Source organism: Chroococcidiopsis sp. TS-821 (assembly GCF_002939305.1).
Taxonomy (GTDB): domain Bacteria; phylum Cyanobacteriota; class Cyanobacteriia; order Cyanobacteriales; family Chroococcidiopsidaceae; genus Chroogloeocystis.
The window spans coordinates 1-18,921 of the sequence record NZ_MVDI01000013.1 but is presented as its reverse complement, the minus strand read 5'-3'; the positions used below and the strand labels follow the sequence as shown (position 1 = coordinate 18,921).

General features: G+C 42.0%; 16 protein-coding genes and 1 pseudogene. 8 read left to right on the top strand and 9 right to left on the bottom strand.

Going from position 1 to position 18,921, the window contains the following annotated elements:
• Positions 1-105 precede the first annotated feature (105 nt).
• The 3 genes from B1A85_RS21200 (at position 106) to B1A85_RS21190 (ending at position 4,107) form a co-directional block, all read left to right on the top strand.
• Complete coding sequence (locus tag B1A85_RS21200) at positions 106-1,053, top strand: ABC transporter ATP-binding protein (protein ID WP_104548716.1); 948 nt, start codon at positions 106-108, stop codon at positions 1,051-1,053.
• A gap of 132 nt (positions 1,054-1,185) precedes the next feature.
• Complete coding sequence (locus B1A85_RS21195; protein WP_104548715.1) at positions 1,186-2,898, top strand: ABC transporter permease subunit; 1,713 nt, start codon at positions 1,186-1,188, stop codon at positions 2,896-2,898.
• A 759-nt stretch (positions 2,899-3,657) separates the two neighbouring features.
• Complete coding sequence (locus B1A85_RS21190; RefSeq protein ID WP_104548714.1) at positions 3,658-4,107, top strand: hypothetical protein; 450 nt, start codon at positions 3,658-3,660, stop codon at positions 4,105-4,107.
• A 121-nt stretch (positions 4,108-4,228) separates the two neighbouring features.
• On the opposite strand, the gene B1A85_RS21185 is transcribed toward B1A85_RS21190, so the two are convergent.
• Positions 4,229-5,008, bottom strand: coding sequence for an HAD family hydrolase (locus B1A85_RS21185; RefSeq protein WP_104548713.1), 780 nt, complete (start codon positions 5,006-5,008; stop codon positions 4,229-4,231).
• Positions 5,009-5,220: 212 nt separating this feature from the next.
• Here B1A85_RS21185 and B1A85_RS21180 point away from each other — a divergent pair, with 212 nt between their 5' ends.
• A complete protein-coding gene (locus B1A85_RS21180; protein ID WP_210404644.1) occupies positions 5,221-5,964 on the top strand; it encodes a ParB-like protein in 744 nt (247 codons plus the stop codon).
• Between the two features lie 112 nt (positions 5,965-6,076).
• On the opposite strand, the gene B1A85_RS21175 is transcribed toward B1A85_RS21180, so the two are convergent.
• The 4 genes from B1A85_RS21175 to fetB form a co-directional block, all read right to left on the bottom strand.
• Positions 6,077-6,958 carry a CoA-binding protein gene (locus B1A85_RS21175; protein WP_104548712.1) on the bottom strand — a complete coding sequence of 294 codons (882 nt, stop codon included), beginning with the start codon at positions 6,956-6,958 and terminating at the stop codon, positions 6,077-6,079.
• Positions 6,955-8,142 (bottom strand): succinate--CoA ligase subunit beta, encoded by a 1,188-nt coding sequence (locus B1A85_RS21170; protein ID WP_104548711.1) that lies wholly within the window; start codon positions 8,140-8,142, stop codon positions 6,955-6,957. The genes B1A85_RS21175 and B1A85_RS21170 overlap by 4 nt, the downstream gene beginning before the upstream one ends.
• A 180-nt stretch (positions 8,143-8,322) precedes the next feature.
• Positions 8,323-9,231 carry an SDR family oxidoreductase gene (locus B1A85_RS21165; RefSeq protein WP_104548710.1) on the bottom strand — a complete coding sequence of 303 codons (909 nt, stop codon included), beginning with the start codon at positions 9,229-9,231 and terminating at the stop codon, positions 8,323-8,325.
• A 77-nt stretch (positions 9,232-9,308) separates the two neighbouring features.
• On the bottom strand, positions 9,309-10,091 hold the full coding sequence (gene fetB / locus B1A85_RS21160) for an iron export ABC transporter permease subunit FetB (RefSeq protein WP_104548709.1): 783 nt from the start codon (positions 10,089-10,091) through the stop codon (positions 9,309-9,311).
• Positions 10,092-10,274: 183 nt separating this feature from the next.
• On the opposite strand from fetB, the gene B1A85_RS21155 reads away from it, so the two are divergent.
• Entirely contained in the window at positions 10,275-11,405 is a 1,131-nt protein-coding gene (locus B1A85_RS21155; RefSeq protein ID WP_104548708.1) for a DegT/DnrJ/EryC1/StrS aminotransferase family protein, read from the top strand.
• 70 nt (positions 11,406-11,475) lie between these two features.
• Here the strand turns inward: B1A85_RS21155 and B1A85_RS21150 are convergent, their stop codons facing one another.
• Together B1A85_RS21150 and B1A85_RS21145 are read right to left on the bottom strand one after the other, a co-directional pair.
• Entirely contained in the window at positions 11,476-12,219 is a 744-nt protein-coding gene (locus B1A85_RS21150) for a DUF561 domain-containing protein (protein WP_104548707.1), read from the bottom strand.
• 477 nt (positions 12,220-12,696) lie between these two features.
• Positions 12,697-14,439, bottom strand: a complete 1,743-nt coding sequence (locus B1A85_RS21145; protein ID WP_104548706.1) for a SulP family inorganic anion transporter — start codon at positions 14,437-14,439, stop codon at positions 12,697-12,699.
• Between the two features lie 611 nt (positions 14,440-15,050).
• Between B1A85_RS21145 and B1A85_RS21140 the strand changes: the two genes are divergently transcribed.
• Complete coding sequence (locus B1A85_RS21140) at positions 15,051-16,025, top strand: carbohydrate kinase (RefSeq protein ID WP_104548705.1); 975 nt, start codon at positions 15,051-15,053, stop codon at positions 16,023-16,025.
• A gap of 17 nt (positions 16,026-16,042) precedes the next feature.
• Here the strand turns inward: B1A85_RS21140 and B1A85_RS21135 are convergent, their stop codons facing one another.
• Together B1A85_RS21135 and B1A85_RS26340 are read right to left on the bottom strand one after the other, a co-directional pair.
• A complete protein-coding gene (locus tag B1A85_RS21135; RefSeq protein ID WP_104548704.1) occupies positions 16,043-17,167 on the bottom strand; it encodes an ABC transporter permease in 1,125 nt (374 codons plus the stop codon).
• Between the two features lie 386 nt (positions 17,168-17,553).
• The gene (locus B1A85_RS26340) at positions 17,554-17,724 is read right to left on the bottom strand and encodes a phage integrase N-terminal SAM-like domain-containing protein (protein ID WP_371681700.1); all 171 of its coding nucleotides are present in this window, start codon (positions 17,722-17,724) and stop codon (positions 17,554-17,556) included.
• 425 nt (positions 17,725-18,149) lie between these two features.
• On the opposite strand from B1A85_RS26340, the gene B1A85_RS21125 reads away from it, so the two are divergent.
• On the top strand, positions 18,150-18,347 hold the full coding sequence (locus tag B1A85_RS21125) for a DNA-binding protein (protein ID WP_104548703.1): 198 nt from the start codon (positions 18,150-18,152) through the stop codon (positions 18,345-18,347).
• Positions 18,344-18,762: pseudogene (locus B1A85_RS21120) on the top strand (type II toxin-antitoxin system death-on-curing family toxin). The gene B1A85_RS21125 and the pseudogene B1A85_RS21120 overlap by 4 nt, the downstream one beginning before the upstream one ends.
• The last annotated feature ends 159 nt before the right edge of the window (positions 18,763-18,921 follow it).

Below are 18,921 nucleotides of genomic sequence, written 5' to 3'. Positions count from 1 at the left end.
TGATCATACAGCAAAGGAGGGGTGAGGGGCGTTACAGTTTTGGGAATGGATAGTGTGTCGCCCAAAAAAGAGTTACGCTAGTGTCAAATATGTTACTAAGCATTTATGGCAAGAGAACTCGCGGTTCGGACTTGCGGTTTGACGAAGCAATTTGACCGTCATGTTGCTGTCAATGACGTTGATTTACAAATCGCAACGGGTGAAGTTTATGGGTTAATTGGACCAAACGGCGCGGGTAAAACAACATTAATTCGGATGTTAGCAACAGCGGAAGAACCAACAAAGGGCGAGATTTATCTTCATGGCGATCGCTTATTATTAGACCAAAGTCATGTTACGCTCAAACGCCGCTTGGGCTATCTTCCTGATAATTTTCCGCTGTACGACAATCTCACAGTTTGGGATTACCTCGATTATTTTGCACGGTTATATTACTTACGAGAACCGCGTCGCACGCAACGACTCCATGAAGTTTTAGAACTTGTGCAACTGCAATACAAGCGTAAAAGTTTGATTTCCACGCTTTCGCGAGGGATGAAACAGCGCCTAAGTTTAGCACGAACAATTCTACACGAACCAATTTTACTTCTACTCGATGAACCAGTTTCGGGACTTGACCCAATCGCCAGAAGGCAATTTCGCGAGATTATTAAGGTACTTCAAGAAGCCGGAATGACAATTCTCATTTCCTCACACATTTTGAGTGACTTAGCTGAATTATGTACTTCAGTAGGGATTATGGAGTTAGGCTATCTTGTCGAAAGTGCGCGGTTAGAAGATTTGTATCGGCGCTTAAGTCATCGTCAAATATTGTTATCAACTTTAGGTGATTTACAAGATCTGCAAATACAATTGAATAACCATCCTTTAGTCAAAGCGTGGGAAGTTATCGCCCCAAAGCAAGTAAGCATAGATTTTGATGGTAATGAGAAAGATTGTGCAGAATTACTGCGATCGCTTATTCAAGCAAATATTCTTTTAACTAATTTTCAATGTACTCAAGAGGATTTAGAAACAATTTTTCTAAGTTTGGGTCATAAACAAGTATCGTGATTTAACAAGTAAATATTTATTCCTACTGTATTTTTAATATTCTTTCTATTTAGTTCAAAAAACGCAACTCAAATAAGAATACTATTTAACTCATTACCTTGGTATTTAATTCTTATTGAATAACTACTATCTATGAAACTCAATCTAATTGATGCGCCAGGAGATTGGAATCCTCAACTACTGCGCGAACTTAAAAGTAAAGTCACGCGGAGTAATGTATTTATTGCAGGAGCAATATCCATACTTGGTCAAACTTTACTTTATATGATGTTGCAATTTCAATTGCCAATTCCCTCAAATAAAGCAGTGGTTTTTCATAGAAATTGTACAGGAGACAGAGTTTATGAAGGGCTACGCGTATGTATTGTAAGTAATTTTGGCGATCTTCTTATAAGTTGGCAATTTTGGTGGCTAAACTTATTTATAAGTCTAACTCTTGTTGGCACTTTTGCTTTATTAGTAGGAGGAACATATCTATTAATACATGATTTATATACCGAACAGCATCGAGGCACAATAAATTTTCTTCTGCTCAGTCCTCAGTCGCCAAAAACTATTTTAATTGGTAAATTATTAGGAGTACCAAGTTTACTTTATTTTATAGCTATTTTAGCAATTCCTTTGCATTTAAAAGCCGGTCTAGCTGCTCAAATTCCTTTACACCTTATTTTAATTTTTTATGCCATTTTGATTGCTGGATGTGGTTTCTTTTACAGTGCTGCTTTATTATTCAGCTTAATCAATTCTTCCTTCGCTATGTCAGCTTGGTTAGCTATCGGTGGAGTTTTATTTTTTTTGTGGATGACTTATTTTTCTTCTCCTACAGGTACGCTTATTGATTGGCTATTTTTATTTTCACCTAATCAAATAATTCCTTATCTAAGTGTAGCGACTCGTTTAAGTTTTTATCCTGGTTTATCTATGCCAGCTTTAAATGCATGGCGGTGGTTTTCTTTACCAATAGGAGCCAATGTTCTGAGCTTAGCTGGTGCTATTATATTAAATTACAGTTTGTGGACATATTGGGTCTGGCAAGCTTTACAGCGACGATTTCCAAATCCCCGTCAGACTTTATTAAGTAAACGACAAAGTTATTTTTTAATATTCTGCTTCCAAATTACCATCTTAGGTTTTGCAACATTTTCAACAAAAGGTATTCCTACGCATGAGGGATCGTGGTATGACTTTCAATTTCTTCTAGATTTCAATTTAATAATGTTTTTAGCCTTGATTGCGTCGATAACACCGTCGCGTCAAGCGGTACAAGATTGGGCAAGATATAGACAATTATTTCCGAGTAAACAACTTTGGCAGTTTTCACTTATTAAAGATTTGATGTGGAAGGAGAAGAGTCCTGCGGTATTAGCGATATTATTGAATTTAGCGATCGCATCAATTTTCTTAATTAATTGGTTATTTCTCAATTTAGCAATGTCAGACCGAGTAATAGGTCTATTAAGTTTACTAGTTTACTGCAACTTCATGCTGTTTTGTACTATTATTACACAAATCATTGTCCTAAGAATAACTCAAAAAACAGTACTATGGATTGCTGGATTGTTTATTGCTATATTTATGTGGCCCGTAATATTTAATTTAGTTTCTCGTTATTTTGCAGGTGAAAATTTACTGTGGTTATTTACTCCTTATGCTTGGGAAGCTATCAAATCAGCTCAAGGTAGTATTTTACTAGCAATTTTTGTGCAATGGCTGATTTTAGGTTTATGTACTTTATCGATGCTAAATGACATTAAAAAAGCGGGTGAATCTGCATCTAAAGCATTATTTACACCACGCAACTTATCTGTAAAAGAAAAAGAATTAGTAATTGATACCAAAAATTAGTGAAACTCTTATCAAAAAAAATATAGAGAAGATTTGTTGTACTTTAAGAAACTTGAGGTGATTTGACGATCGCAATTTTCTGTGTATCTACTCTAGCTGATGCTTCTTGAGTTATTACTCGTAAACCTACCTAAGTTTGCGACTTAGTTTGTCCTGTTATTTTTCCGTAAATACTCAGTATTGATTGCTACTTTGATAAAGATATAATTGCAATGAATATGTTACTTGCTTCGCAGAGCAAGAATTGTATATAAAATAGGAGAAATTTTTAATGATTCTCAACCAACTATTTTTTTTAGAGGTTTGTAGTAGTCGGTGGGGATGTACGTGGTGGGAAAACATTATTAGTATTTTTCTCTATACTAAAGGCGGCGGACTGATTGTATTAGGTCTTATTTCCCTACTATTTGGAGGGGGAAAGAGAAAAGAAGAAAAGTAATAAGAATACCTTTTATAATGTTTACCTCATCTTATGGAATAATAATGATAAATTTGTGAGGTTAAAACAGAAGCGATCGCGTCAGTAGTCTTCTTGCATGAATCACAAAGGCTCTACGATTCCCTTCAAGTTTGCTCAAATGAAGTTGGCGATCGCATAAACGTAGTCAATAATCTTTAAGTAGTTTTATGTAAGTAAATTCTACTTATTTAGTTACAAATTCACTCGCAAATAGATGCTAGCAAATTTCAGTAAATACTCTGTGTTAGTCTCTAATTCCACAAGTTTATTTTAGGAGTAACCGTTTATATTTATTGACAATGCAACTTGTAGATTTCCTATTAGCAATTGATGGACGCAGTTCTTTGTATGCACCTGATGGCGAATTTCTTGGTTTAGTTTCGAGCGATTTCGACCACCCACTTTCGATTTGTAATTCTCAAGGTTTACACGGTAGTAACTACGGACTAGCAAGTATCAGAAATCCTCACAGCATGTATGGCGGAACCCATGGATTGCACAGCCCTTACAACCCATACTCAATTGAGCCACCAGTGATTATTTATCAGAATGAAAGTGTTTTGCAGGTAACAACAAATAATTATCTTAACAGCGATTTACCGATTGTTGAACCTGATGTGCTGTTAGGAGTATTAATTATATATGGTGCCGAAAGAGCTATACAAAATAGAGTAATTAGTAATTATGAACGTGCTAGAAGAAGTAATGCTCAATTTATTTCTTCCATAATAAATGTTGGATATACTTAAAGATAATAAGTTAAGCATTTATAAGCTGGCAGTAGACCAATCAATAAGACTTACATTGTAGTTACAAAAGATTGAGAATAAGTAATAATTTAATCCCAATGACTGCTGTGTAAGTCTTACACTAAATTTGCTGTGAGGCTTGGATTAAAAATTGAGCCAATTCACAAAAGCCTTTACCCTCAGCAGCATCAGTAATATACATTGGTTGATGAGCGAGTTGTTCCGTATAATGCAATACATTGGCAACGCCTACAGAAAGCGGAAATTTACTCGCATCAAATAGACTTTCGTCATTTGGGCTATCGCCTACAGTGACAACTTGCTCTAAAGTCAAGTGCGGATAGTATTGGTGTAATACTTGCAATAATCCAATAGCTTTATCTTGCCCTAGTGGTTTGATGTGACATTGCACATTGCTATAGGTAAAGCCCCAGCCTTGAATCTGACAAAGTTCTGCAAGTCTTTGCAATTGCACTGTATTTAGCCCAGAGACATCGAATGTCCAATCGGTGATGCGAAAACAATTATCACTCGATTCGCGAATTTGAGGAACTTCAGTTTGGAGTTGTTGAAAGCATTGTGCGAGTTTTGTACGGTGGCGAGTTTTATCGGGAATCGCTGTTAAGGCTGCAGGGGTTTCGCAACCAGAGTCATAGAACAAACCGCCATTTTCGGCGATCGCCCCTGCGATGGGTAAATAATTCGTTAAACCACTTACCCAACCTGCCGAGCGTCCTGTAACAATCAACACATCAATGCCTGCGGACGCTAAATCTGCTAATGCTTGTAGAAGCTCTGTTGTGAATTTACCATTTTGCGTGAGCGTGCCATCCATATCTGTAGCTACCAACCGAATATTGCGAGCATCGGTAGCAAAATACAACAAAGGAGCAAAAGTCATAGGTTATTGTATCAAGTGCGATCGCTTTGTGATTTGACTGCGTGCCAACACATCAAGTTTTACAGCTATTCTGAATAGATACTCAAGCTCAAACCACGTATAGCCCTAGTCAGTAAAGTTAGGATATTGCAGAAGCTTATAATGGTCTCCCTAAGGGGAGTTTAACCCCGATCCTTAACCTCTGACCTCTGCTATAGTTTCTGTAACTTGTCGTGACCCAATTTAACCGCGTTACATTTGTTGTGTTGATACTTGCCTACATCTTTATTGCAGGATTTGGATTTTTCAACATGGCAACAATACCAACGTACACGAGTGAACTACCAGTTGGTACACTCAGTGAGATTGAAGTTTCTTTGCTGCATCCAGCCCAGCCAGCGTTAGGTTATCGCGAGGTGAACTATCGCGTTCAACAATTCAAAGCCATGAGTAGCAAAGAGTTAGATACTTATCTGCGCGAACACTTTCTTCCGGTAGCGATCGCACCTGATGGAGTTCCTTATGTCGTGGATCATCATCATCGCGCTCGTGCTATCCAGCTAACAGGGCTAAGAGAAACCGTGTACATCAAAGTTTTAGAAAACTGTAAAGACTCAACAGAAGCAGAGTTTTGGCAAATGATGCAGGAGAATGCGTGGGTTTACTTGTATGACAAGGATGGAAATCCGATCGAACCCGATGAAATTCCTGCTAACTTAGCTCTATTGCAAGATGACAAGTATCGCAGTTTAGCTTGGGCTGTTTTAGAAGCAGGCGGGTATCAAGAATCGAACGTTCCCTTTCAAGAATTTATGTGGGGTAATTACTTTCGCCAACACATATCATTTGAGGACACCGACGAGGAATTTACAAAAGCAGTTAATGAAGCCCTCATTCTGTGTCGAAAACCGCAAGCGAGTCAATTACCAGGTTACATAGCAGGGGTCGGGGAGGGGTCAGCGTCAAAAGCTAAGTGAAGCAACAAAAACCCCCGTGCGGAGGTATTTGAAGGTAAGCACATTAACAAGGCAATGCCTCTGATGCTCTCTATTTGTCGCAACTTCAAAGCGAAACAGTATTAAACTACCGTTACTTCAATGCCTTTTTTACTAAGCTTGGAATCTGAGAAGGGCGATCGGCAACGGGGACTTTGGCTTCTTTAAATGCGGTCAGTTTACTTTGGGTTGTCCCAATATTCACACCGCGTCCGACAACCGCAGCGAGAGTTCCTGTGTGTCCCCAATGTTTACCTGGGGGGGCGTTTCTCCCAGCAATATAGGCAATTACAGGTTTATCGATTGTTTCTGCAATGTAGCGGGCGGCTGCTTCTTCGCTATTTCCGCCAGGTTCTCCGACTAAGACGATCGCTTGGGTATTTTCGTCTTCATCTAAAATTTGCAACCATTGCAGGAAAGAAGACCCTGTAATGGCATCGCTACCAATGCTGACTCCGATTGATTGCCCTATACCTGCTTTGGTTAACTCTAAAGCAATTTCATAAGTGAGCGTACTACTACGACTAACGATTCCTACAGGTCCAGGAGTGTAAAATTCACTAGCATGAGTTCCTAAGAGAATTTTGCCTGGGACAATGATTCCAGGGCTATTTGGTCCAACGATTAAAGTTTCTGTCGCTTCAGCTTTGCGCAACAGATGCACCATATCAATCGGTGGAACTCCCGCAGGGATAATCGCAATTTGGCGAATTCCAGCCGCGATCGCTTCTAACGCTGCATCGAGTGCTTGATACGGAGGCACTAAGATAATCGTAGTGTCGATCGCCCCATACTCGGCGACTACTTGTTCGACTAAATCAAACACAGGTATATCGTCAAGCGTTTGCCCACTTTGTCCTGGACTAATTGCCGCAATCACATTTGTGCCATAGGCTTTCATGCGGGCGGCGTGCGTTGCCATGAGTGGTTCGCAAATGCCTTGGATGACAACTTTACTTTCTGGGGTGAGGTTCATTTTCTTCTTCCAGAGGACTTGGCAAAACGCGATACTTGTGCTGCTGCTTCATCTAGACTTTCAAAGAGGGAAACTTGTACGGCGGCAAGTTGTTCTTTTGCGGCGTCTATCTCTGCACCTGCAAACCGCACAATCACGCGTGGCGAGTATGTTTGCGCGCGCGATCTGCTCGTCGTCATTCGTTCTCGACGTTGCACAAAATTCACAATCACTTGTGCTAACTCAGCGGGGGTGGGTACTGTACCGAGGATATTAACTAGCACGATTTGAATATTTTTTTGTTCGCTCAAGAATTCGAGTCCTTGCTGTAGGCGATCGCTAAAGCTGGGTGTTGTTGCATTCCAACTTCTGCCATGTCCTATATTGAGACAAATTGCAGGCTTACATCCGGCATCGGCGAGTAAATCCATCGTTGCCATCACTAATCCCGCGCCATTTCCCAAAACCGCGATATGGCTTGTGGGATCGACTTCATCCCAAGTTCCTAATTCTAGCGAATACTTGCGTCCTGGCTCGCGCTGTAGCATTTTTTCCGCCATCGCAGCAACATCAGGATGGCGAGCGATCGCGCAATCGTTGACGCTGACTTTGCCATCGAGTGCCATCAGTTCTCCTGTTGAACTTACACCCAGAGGATTAATTTCTATTAAGTCCAAGTCTTTCTGCACGAACAACTGATACATTTTCTCGACGATCCCGCTAACTGATTGAATCAGCGCTCCTTGCAAACCCATTTTGATCGTCAAGCGTCGCGCATAAAATGGCGAAAATTCTTGATCGACGACGACTTGCTGTAAGAGTTCAGGTGCGGATTCAACGTCAATCCCCCCCTGGGGAGAACCTAAAAGCAGTGGACGATGCGCCGCTGCATCTAAAACGATTGCTAAATAAAATTCTCGGTCCGCGTCGTATTTTGCTTCTGCTAGCAAGACTTCAGGTAATTCACCCAAAATTGATAAGTGAAAAATTGTTTGCGCAGCGGCGATCGCATCAATTGTATTCGTCACAAATCGCACTCCGCCTGCTCTTCCTCTACCACCAACGCGTACTTGCGACTTGAGTACCACAGGATAAGGAATTTTGAGTCGTTTGATATCGCTTGGGCGATCGATGCGTTGCGACGGTAAGACGGGTATGCCCATCTCCCGAAACCATTCCTTTGCTTGGTACTCTAATAAATCCATGTTTAGCTTTGAGAGAGGTCAGAGTTTGGGGTTCGGGGAATTTGAATCAAGGCTCTGCACAGATGCTAACCCCTTTTTGAACTGATTCATCCTTTAATGTATCGCCTGTAGCCTCTTTGTAGTAGTAGCTGATAACCAATTACGCAAAGCAATTTCTACCGAGATAAGCTACACAACTTTCTACTTCCTCGCTGCTTGACTATTTTGCCAGTCTTTTGCTACCAGATCTATACCATAAAATTTCTGCCAAAAAGCGTCTACTATTTTGGTTGGTAAAACTTTAGTCATCATAAATAGTAAAATTCTGCCACCTGTTGCCGCTACATAGCGCGGACGGGGGTTACGTGCCACTAAGGCTTTAATAATCACTTCAGCAACGCGTTCAGATGTCCAAGCTTGGTTACTCGTTTGTTTTTCTAAGTTTTTCAGCTTGGCAAACGCCGCACGATAAGGACTTGTTTCAGGTGCAGTCACATTTTCCTCGACTGCTTGGGCTGATGCGGCAAAGAAGTTAGTGCTGACAGGTCCTGGTTCTATAACACTAACTTTAATATTGAATGGAGCAAGTTCCATCCGCAAAGCATCGCTCAACCCTTCTAAAGCAAATTTTGACGAACTATATAAACCTCCGAAGGGGAACGCTAATCTTCCTCCTAAGGAACTAATGTTAATAATTCTGCCACCACCTTGACTGCGCATTTGCGGTACAACCGCGCGGATCAGCACTAGCGGCGCAATTAAGTTGACTTGAAATTGCTTTTGAATGGCTTGTATGGGAATCAACTCCACAGGTCCCATTTGTCCGTAACCTGCGTTATTGACTAAAGCATCAATGCGACCAAAATGCGCGATCGCGCTTTGGGCAAGTGCCTCGACTTGCTCAAGGTTTTCTAAATCTGTAGGTACTGTTAAAACTTCGGCTCCAGCTTTGCGGCAAAAATCAGCCACAGCTTCAAGTTTTTCGACATTGCGGGCAGCGATTGCTAAGCGAATACCCATGTAGCGCTCGGATAAAGTTTTTGCCAGCGCCGCACCAATGCCTGTGGAAGCTCCAGTAATGAGTATTACTTGTTCCGATAAAGAAGACATATTGATGTTGCTTATTTATTTCATAATTGTCTTCTAATTTAAGATGCAACAATATCAACTCAGGAGAGATTTTTGCTCTACCTGATTAACTGTGCAGCAGCATTAAAAAACTGGCGACACAACCCTTGCGTCACTAAAATTGCCGTAATTAAGTTGGCAAACGCCAGAATAAACAAAATTAATATTTGGTACGATGCTGCATCAAGTGGATCGACACCACTTAAAAGTTGACCTGTGATAATTCCTGGAAGCGTTACAATCCCTACAACAGTCATTTGGTTGAGAATCGGAATAAGTCCTGCTTTGATGGCATCTCTGCGATACTGCGCGACGGCTTGTCGGGGAGTTGCCCCTAAACTTAAATGCGTTTCGATTTCTAGCTGACTTGCATTAATTGTACTGACAAGGCGTTCTCCGGCGATCGCTGCGCCGTTAATTGCACTGCCAAAAACAATTCCTGCAAGTGGAATGAGGTATTGTGGGTCGTACCACCGCACCGGTTGAATAATCAGCAAGTTTGTGTAGGCAAGCGTCACCGCCGTGCTCAGAAAGATTGCTCCCCACACTAACGGTAAAACAAAAGGAATTTTTTTACTAATGCGATTGCGCGCTACAACTGCCGCGATCGTGAGCATCACTGCTAAAATCGCCAAAACTGCCCAAGGATTATCTAGCGCAAAGACAAACGCTAAAACATATCCAACTACCAAAAGTTGTAGAATTGTTCTGCCTGCGGCGATCGCTAAATTGATTTCAAGTCCTAACCGTTCCCACGCTGATAACCCGATGGCGATCGCAATTAATCCCACCGCAAGCACTAAATCGAGGAAATCTAAGCTAATTAAACCTGTTGATTCCATAGTTTTCTTGAATAGAAGTGAGAGGTGGGTGACCAGAGAAACCTTAATTTCTGACCTGCAACCTCTGACCTCTCATTGGCGAAACAACTTGCTGAATTTCTCATTCTAAATGCTTAAAAGAAGCCGAAACCGGATTTTCTTGTAGCACGACATTTGATTTGATATTTTCAAGAATAAATACTCATGGGTCTCAGCGTGAATATCCCTCCTTTAGATTTAGTGCGGCAGTATACAACGATTGAAGCAGAAGTCAGCCATGCTGTTTTAAAAGTTTTGGCTTCTGGTGGTTATATTGGCGGTCCTGTTGTCAAAGACTTTGAACAGCAGTTTGCTGCTTATACAGATGTTGCCGAATGCGTTGCGTGTAATTCAGGTACGGATGCGTTATTTTTGGCACTCAAAGCCGTAGGAATTGGTGCAGGTGATGAAGTAATTACCTCGCCGTTTACCTTCTTTGCGACGACTGAGGTGATTACGGCGGTCGGTGCAACGCCTGTTTTTGTGGATATTGACGCAGCGACGTTTAATCTCGATGCAAAGAAGTTAGCAAGTGCAATTACGCCCAAAACTAAAGCAATTATGCCCGTTCACTTGTTTGGGCAACCTGTCGATATGACGGCGGTGATGGAAATTGCGCAAGCACGCAATTTATATGTTATTGAAGACTGCGCCCAATCTACAGGGGCAACGTGGGCAGGGCAGAAAGTCGGTAGTATCGGACACATTGGCTGTTTTAGTTTTTACCCGACAAAAAATTTAGGGGCGTGTGGCGATGGCGGGGCGATGACAACAAATGATGCAGCGATCGCGGCGAAAATCCGCATGCTCCGCGAACACGGTAGTAAAACGCGCTATATACATGAAGAAATCGGCGTAAATAGCCGATTAGATGCGATTCAAGCCGCGATTTTACAAATTAAACTTCGCTATCTTGACCAATGGAACGAACAGCGACGGGCGATCGCCCAACGCTATCACGAATTTTTGGCGCACATTCCCAACGTTGCGATTCCGCAAGAACTGACAGGTGGTATTGGTGTTTGGAATCAGTATACAATTCGGCTGACAAAAAATGACAGCAACTATCGCGATCGCATCCGTCAAATGCTGCAAGAACGCGGTGTAAGTTCAATGGTGTACTATCCGCTTGCTCTGCATTTACAACCAGTTTATGAAAATCTTGGTTATCAACCAGGTAGCTTACCAGTTTCAGAACAAGCTAGCCGCGAAGTTCTCTCTCTACCAATGTTTCCAGAGATGACAATCGAGCAGCAAGACCACGTAATCTATACGCTCAAAGATTGTCTAAGCTAAAGCGGTAATAGGTAATCGGTAATCGCTCAGGACTATACAATTCCAATTACCTATTACCTATCACCAATAATTACACCCAAGTGTGCTTTCGAGTTGCTAAAGCATCAACTAGACTACGCACTGCAGCAATCATCGCGACTTCGCTGTTTAGCTGATTAATTGCCGAACCAACGCCAACACCTGCAGCCCCAGCGGCGATCGCCAGTGGTGCCGTGACGTTAGAAATTCCCGAAGCACACAGTACCGGAACCGATACAGCGCGAGAGATTTCGTAAGCAGCGGCTAAAGTAGGTGCGGCTTTTTCAATCAGTCCTAGCGTTCCTGAATGCGCGGGTTGACTGCTCGTTCCGCCTTCGGTTTGGATAATGTCAGCGCCAGCTTTGACGAGTTCTTCTGCTAGCTGCACTTGCTGGTCGAGTTCCAGAATATGCGGAACAGTGACTGATAGCGTAATGTTGGGTAAAAGCGATCGCGTAGCTTGTGTTAACTCCAGCACTTCTGCCGCTTCAAATCGCCGCCCTTGCGCGTAGAAACTATCAAAGTTACCAATTTCAATTAAATCAGCCCCAGCTGCTTGCGCCGCAACAAATTTTTCCGGCTCTACTGCTGATACACAAATTGGTAGATTTGTCAAGCTTTTAGCCAGTTTTACGAGTTCAGGCTCAGCCGCAATATCAACGAAAGTAGCACCACCGCGATCGGCTGCAATGACCGTAGCAGCGACTCGATCTGCATCAAAGTTATTCAAACCACTGATGATTTTGAGGACGCGTCTTTGTTCAAAAGCGCGCTGCATTTCAGGATGCATTGTCATGATTTATCCGACACAGCTACAAAAAAGTTACGCTATGCATTGTGACATTCCTCAGCAGCTAGAAGCTAGGGGAATAGGGAAAAGTTTTGCGGTTTGAATTAAAGAAAGGTTTTTTCACTCCACAACATCGAGAACTCATAGATTTCTTAGCACCATAAGCACCCGAAGCTACCTATTTGTAAAAACTTTAGTGAAACGGTATAACTCCACACAGCAACGCGATATAAGCTCATTTATAAACAATCTCGCTGAAATCGAGCCACTGGCTCAGATTTTTGCTCAAAATTGTTATGACAATTTGCAAAGTGTCATTCATCCTCCTCAGAATTTAGCGAGAACCGATGTACACTTCAAGTTGTGTGAGGAGTAATACGAACAAAAAGGCTCTTGGGGTCGAAACACGGCAAGACTCCCAAGAGCTTTTTTCACAAGACAGCCTAATGAAAGCAATTGCTGGCTGGTAGTATAAATGACGTACTACTGTGGTAACGGCATATCAGGCGCATCACTGGAATATGCTTCCGCAGTGCTTGGACCCACGACTAAAATATCGCTAGTTGAAGTAATTTTTCCTGAACGATAAACGTAGTCAACGGCTTGTCTCAAAGCTTCAACACGATCCATCGTGATATTCTGCGGCGGGAGAAGATTGAAAATTCCCAAACGTTCTAATCGACGCTTGATTTTTTCTGTTGCACCAACGATAAAGACTTGACGTCCTTGGTCAACGGCATCTTTGATGGCATTCTCAATTGCTAGCGAAGCTGTGACACCAAGGATGGGCACGTCGCTTAAATCTAAAATGAGAACGTCGTGGTCTTCCATCGCGGTATGTTCGCGGGCGATCGCCTTCGACAATCCAAAAATCATTGGTCCGCTGAGGTAGAATAGCAACACGCGATTGTTTGCTTGCTCCAGAAGCTGCTTTTCTTCTTGAGTAAGGATAATGTCATCATCGGTATCACTGATAACTTTAACGTCTTGCGCTTGATGCTGCGATAACCGTTCGATTGTCAGGATATTTGCGATAAATACGCCAACTCCCACTGCCACAATCAAGTCAACAAAGACAGTAAGCAATAGCACGCCGTACATGATCAGCGTTCCCTTGAGCGAAACTCGATGCGCGCGCTTGAGGAAACTCCAGTCAAGAATATCAATCCCCACCTTCAGCGCAATCCCCGCGAGTACTGCCATCGGAATTGGTTGCGTTAAACTTGCTGCCCCTAACAAGACAACGAGTAAAATAATGGCGCGAGTTAGTCCTGATAGTGCTGTTCGCGCACCGGTTTGGATGTTAACCACCGTACCCATTGTTGCGCCTGCGCCAGGTAATCCCCCAAATAATCCCGAAACGATATTAGCAATACCTTGACCAACCAGTTCTTTGTCAGAATTGTGCTGCGTCCGCGTGATGCTATCGGCAATAACGGCAGTGAGTAGGGTATCAATACATCCCAGCATTCCTAACACGATACCATCGATGACCATCCTGGTTATTTCTCCAGCACTGAAGACGGGCATCTGCATCTGTGGCAATCCGGTAGGAATCTCGCCGATGCGGCGAATCTCGACACCTTGAAAGAAGATAAGAGATACTATTGTGCCAACAATTAAGGCAACAAGTTGCGGTGGAACGATGCGCTTGAATTTGCGTGGCATGAAAAACAAAATTACCAAACTCAGCGCGCCTAAAATAGCCTCAGCCGGATTAATATTTGCCAACAACTGCGGTAGGTTTTGCACCGTACCGAGAACGCCGCCCTTGGGAGTTGGTTGTCCTAAAAAAGGAGCAATCTGCAAAATAATGAGGATGACTCCAATCCCAGACATAAAGCCTGAAATCACGCTGTAGGGCATCAACGTGATGTATTTTCCGAGCTTGAATACGCCAAAGATGATTTGAAATAGCCCCGCGAGCATGACGACTGTAAACGCCATTGCTAAGCCATTTTCTGGGTTGCTTGCAGTCAAACTGGCGATAATCCCAGTAAAGACTACGGTCATTGGTCCGGTTGGCTCAGAAATGAGTGTGGGCGTACCCCCGAAGAGTGCTGCGAAAAAACCGACGCAAACAGCACCGTAAAGACCTGCTACCGCACCTGCACCAGAGGCAACACCGAAGGCTAGTGCGAGAGGTAACGACACAATTGCAGCAGTGATTCCACCAAATAAATCACCGCGCAGGTTACGAAAATGGATACGATTAGTTAATTGCATTCTTAGGCTATCGTTATGAATGAATCAAAGTCTCTCTATGCAAACAAAACCAGACAAGAAATGTATAAGATCTCATGCACTATTTACGCATATTGATATGTATAAATAGTTGCCTGGGCTCGAAGAAGAAATGAGAAGCAACATAATGCTTTCACCAGTTTTCAAAAATGCGCTATTAAAAAAATAGTGATATGCTCCTTAAGGAATAGAGGAATATACTCAAGCAGTACATCAAACATATAGAATACAGCTTTTAATGCAGATTTAGTTCAGTCTAAGTCACTAATTATTAAAGGAATATTAAATCTTGTTAATAGAGAAATCTCTATCGTTTTAAGACAGATTGCTAAAAAAGTCTAAGTAATAATTTAAATTAACTCAAATTATTTTATAAGAGCAACGGATAATTTATATCAACAGGACTAATCAATAATGGCTAAAGCAACGAACAATTAATAACTCCAGTCCAACGTTTATAATTCAAATAAAATACCGGTATCTGAAGCAGAGAAACAGCTAGCTACTATTCATATGCGGTAAATTTCAGTTGCGATCGCGCGCAAATGTCCGATTTCTCCTATGCTGGTATAGTCGATTGATAGCCGTGACCGATGACGAATCCGCGCGTGTTGTGCCTAGGAGAAATTTTATTTGATTGCCTTGCCGATCAAATCGGGCGATCGCTTGAACAAGTCGAATCTTGGACGCCATACCCAGGAGGCGCGCCAGCGAACGTTGCATGTGCTTTAGTCAAGCTAGGAACACCCTCTGGATTTGTAGGATGTGTTGGTGAAGATGAACCAGGAAACGCCCTCGTACAGCTATTGCAAGATGTCGGTGTTGATATAACCGGAGTACAACGCCATCCCACCGCGCCGACGCGACAAGTTTATGTGGTACGTTCAGAAACCGGCGATCGCACGTTTGCAGGGTTTGGCGAGTTTAAAACCGAGGAATTTGCAGATAGGTACTTGCAAGCTGACAAGTTACCCGTGCAATTATTTGAAAGCGCTGACTTTCTCGTGCTAGGAACTTTAGAACTTGCTTATCCTGATAGCCGCGCTGCGGTATTTCGCGCTTTAGATTTAGCCGAGCAGTATGATGTGAAAGTTGTCTTAGATGTCAACTGGCGTCCGGTATTTTGGGATAGCGAAGCGACTGCAAGAGAAATTATTCCCAAACTCTACAACCGCATCGATTTTCTCAAACTTTCTCAAGAAGAAGCCGAATGGTTATTTGATACGACCGATCCAGGCGCAATCAACTATCGATTGGAATCGATTGAAGGCGTACTAATCACCGACGGCGAACATGGCTGCGCTTACTGTTTGGGAGAAAATGAAGGCAAAGTTCCTAGTTTCCCTGTCAAAGTTGTCGATACCACAGGTGCAGGAGATAGCTTCCTCGCTGCATTTGTTCACCAATTAAATCAACAAGGTATCAGTAGCTTGCAAGATCCCGACGTTGCTCGATCGGTTGTGAAGTATGCAAACGCCGCAGGGGCTTTGACGACAACAAAACCAGGTGCGATCGCCTCGCAACCCACCGCAGCCGAAGTAGAATCGTTTCTAGCCACTAACGACTAGCCACTCATCACTTATCCTTAACTCAACTGACTCCGAAAGCGATTAATACTCACTGTCAACAAAACAACAACAAAAGTGAAAAGTGCTAAAACGTGCGGGAATAAAATATCGATACCAACGCCTTTGAGGAGAATTCCACGAGAGATAGCGACGAAGTGGCGTAGGGGATTGAGTAGTGAAAGGTATTGGAAGAAAACTGGCATACTTTCAATCGGTGCGATCGCACCTGAAAGTTGAATCAATGGTAAATTGATAAAAAATGAAGTCAAAACGACTTGTTGCTGGTTTTTTGCTAAAGTCGCCAACATCAAGCCAAAACCAATTCCCACAAATAAGTAAAGTCCCCCAAGCGTCAAAAATAACAACAAACTTCCTTGTAGTGGTACTCTAAACACTATCCGAGCTACGCTTAATGCTAGTAATATATCTCCCATCAAAAGTACAAATAGTGGGGCAATTTTTGCTAAAAGAATTTCCCAAGCATCTGCGGGAGTCATCAACAATTGTTCTAACGTTCCAGAATCTTTTTCACGTACTAATGTTGTAGAGGAAACAAGCGTACTCGTGAGTGTAATGACAGTTCCTAATACTCCAGGTACTAAAAACCAACTACTTAATAAACCAGGATTGTAGAAGAAAACGCTTTGTGGTTGTACTAAAGGTGGTGTGGGGTTTTCATTTAAACTGCGACTATACTGATTGACGATCTGAGTAGCATAACCGCTAGCAATTCCAGCAGTATTTGCATCAACGCCATCAATGATTACTTGTACTTCCGCAGTTTTATTTTGTGCCAAATCGCGATTAAATTCTGGAGGAATCACTAGTCCAGCGGTAACTTGTCCTAGGCGTACTTGCTGAGCAATTTCTTCTTCGCTAAAACTATAATTTTGCGCAACAAAGATTTGATTTTCTGTTAAAGCAGCAACTAACTCGCGGCTTTCATAAGTATTAGCATAGTCTACAACTCCTAGTTTCAGGTTATGCACATCGGCATTAAGTGCGAAGCCAAAGATTAAAAGTTGGATTGTTGGTGGAAACAAGAGTAAAAAAAGTAGTTGTTTATTTCTTAATATCTGATTGACTTCTTTAACACATAATGCCCAAAAACGACTTCCTAGAAGATAATCGATGAGTTTCATTTTTAACTATTATTTTGATCTAACTCATTTTTATTTTACATTTATAACAACTCTAAAACATTTAATGAAAATGTCTGTGTACTTCTTTAATTTGTATAGTTCACTATAGAGAAATATGATAATATTTATTAATTTACATCTTTAAATAAAATCATCCTTGTGCTACTTATTATTTTTAGAGAAATACCTATTACATTTCCTCACCAAGAGGTATTAAGTCGTCCGTGACTGCCTGCCAAATAATATTTAAATCAATCGTCTCGTTTTGAGGGTAGAGCATTAGTTGAACCACAAGCTTACATACACCGTATACGTGAGAAATGACACGTTTCCATTAGGAGTTAATATAGTAGGCAAGTAGCGCGATCGCGCCCGCTCGAACTGCGTCAATACTTACTAATTATTGCAAGACAACTCAGTGAAGGAAAACGATTGGTATTGAGTGCTTGGTTCTGAGAGGTTGTCGTGACTTGTTCATTTACTGCTAAATGCCTTAAGAATTGCGTTACCTCGGCTGTACTCATCTCGTTGGGATGGTGTTTGTTGTGAAATAGAATACGGCGAATCCAGTAATCATAGGTTTTCTGTGTGCTGAGTAATGCTTGACTCGAATTGCATCACGTACTTGGTCGAGCAGTTTCCGAGGACGAGATTCTAACATCAGACACTTTTGCCTTTTTGTATAAAATATATCTTTTATTCTAGTCATTTTACTGATACGACCTGAGCGAATATACGGAACTGTAATGTAGATCCACCTTAATTAAGGCAGATACACAGCAGCCCTGCTGTAGATCCAGCCATCTGGGGTAAATCTACAGCAAAGAGTTTGTTTATTCACTATAGAAAGGGTGGATCTACAGCTAAACTTTGTACAATAAATTGTTAACTGGCTTTGTTTCTTGCGCTGAGATGGTACAGCAAGGGTATCATTAGGAGTGAATTTTAAACTTGGCTTAGAAATACTAGGAGAAGAATTGCTGTGGCTTCTATCACAATTGATCTTTCGGACAGCCAATTCCAAAAGCTACAGAATCTAGCAAGGGTGTATGGCATTGCAACTGAAATGCTTTTGAAGGCAAGCCTTGAGGATTGGCTAAATCTACAGAAAGGTGATTTTGTTGATGCAGCCGATTATGTGCTCGCAAAAAACGCTGAACTATATCGGCGTTTGGCATGATCCGCTATTTGACGCTAATTGAGGTATTAGAGCTACATCGCAGAATTCTTGAACAATCTGGTGGAGCATTGGGTATTCGAGATATAGGTTTGTGGGTTTGTTGGAATCAGCGATTGCCCAGCCTCGAATGACGTTTGGTGGAGAAGACCTGTACCCAAGTTTGCTAAAGAAAGCAGCAGCATTAGGCTTTTCGATCATCATGAATCATCCATTTGTAGACGGAAATAAGCGTACAGGTCATGCTGCAACAGAAACTTTTCTTGTTCTGAATGGGTTGGAAATTAATGCCTCTGTGGATGAACAAGAACATATAGTCTTGGCGATCGTATCAGGTGAGCTAGGGCGTGAAGCATTTGTGGAGTGGCTACGGCAGCACACAACACAAGCTAACAATCCCAATGCAGCGGACAGTTGAAAGCAATTGTGATGAGTTCAAGGCTAATTGCTGCCGCTGATTGGGGACGTTCGACTGCTTTGATTGCAGGTTAGAGCAGCAACTTGAGTTTCTGGATAAGATGCAGATGTCATGCATTGTGAAAATTAGGAGTGACCAATTGTGTACGGAGCAGATCCA

Excerpts from the sequence above, each read along its gene's own strand:
- B1A85_RS21200 (WP_104548716.1), top strand. The coding sequence starts at position 106 with ATGGCAAGAGAACTCGCGGTTCGGACTTGCGGTTTGACGAAGCAATTT.
- B1A85_RS21195 (WP_104548715.1), top strand. The coding sequence starts at position 1,186 with ATGAAACTCAATCTAATTGATGCGCCAGGAGATTGGAATCCTCAACTA.
- B1A85_RS21190 (WP_104548714.1), top strand. The coding sequence starts at position 3,658 with ATGCAACTTGTAGATTTCCTATTAGCAATTGATGGACGCAGTTCTTTG.
- B1A85_RS21185 (WP_104548713.1), bottom strand. The coding sequence starts at position 5,008 with ATGACTTTTGCTCCTTTGTTGTATTTTGCTACCGATGCTCGCAATATT.
- B1A85_RS21175 (WP_104548712.1), bottom strand. The coding sequence starts at position 6,958 with ATGAACCTCACCCCAGAAAGTAAAGTTGTCATCCAAGGCATTTGCGAA.
- B1A85_RS21170 (WP_104548711.1), bottom strand. The coding sequence starts at position 8,142 with ATGGATTTATTAGAGTACCAAGCAAAGGAATGGTTTCGGGAGATGGGC.
- B1A85_RS21165 (WP_104548710.1), bottom strand. The coding sequence starts at position 9,231 with ATGTCTTCTTTATCGGAACAAGTAATACTCATTACTGGAGCTTCCACA.
- fetB (WP_104548709.1), bottom strand. The coding sequence starts at position 10,091 with ATGGAATCAACAGGTTTAATTAGCTTAGATTTCCTCGATTTAGTGCTT.
- B1A85_RS21155 (WP_104548708.1), top strand. The coding sequence starts at position 10,275 with ATGGGTCTCAGCGTGAATATCCCTCCTTTAGATTTAGTGCGGCAGTAT.
- B1A85_RS21150 (WP_104548707.1), bottom strand. The coding sequence starts at position 12,219 with ATGACAATGCATCCTGAAATGCAGCGCGCTTTTGAACAAAGACGCGTC.
- B1A85_RS21145 (WP_104548706.1), bottom strand. The coding sequence starts at position 14,439 with ATGCAATTAACTAATCGTATCCATTTTCGTAACCTGCGCGGTGATTTA.
- B1A85_RS21140 (WP_104548705.1), top strand. The coding sequence starts at position 15,051 with ATGACGAATCCGCGCGTGTTGTGCCTAGGAGAAATTTTATTTGATTGC.
- B1A85_RS21135 (WP_104548704.1), bottom strand. The coding sequence starts at position 17,167 with ATGAAACTCATCGATTATCTTCTAGGAAGTCGTTTTTGGGCATTATGT.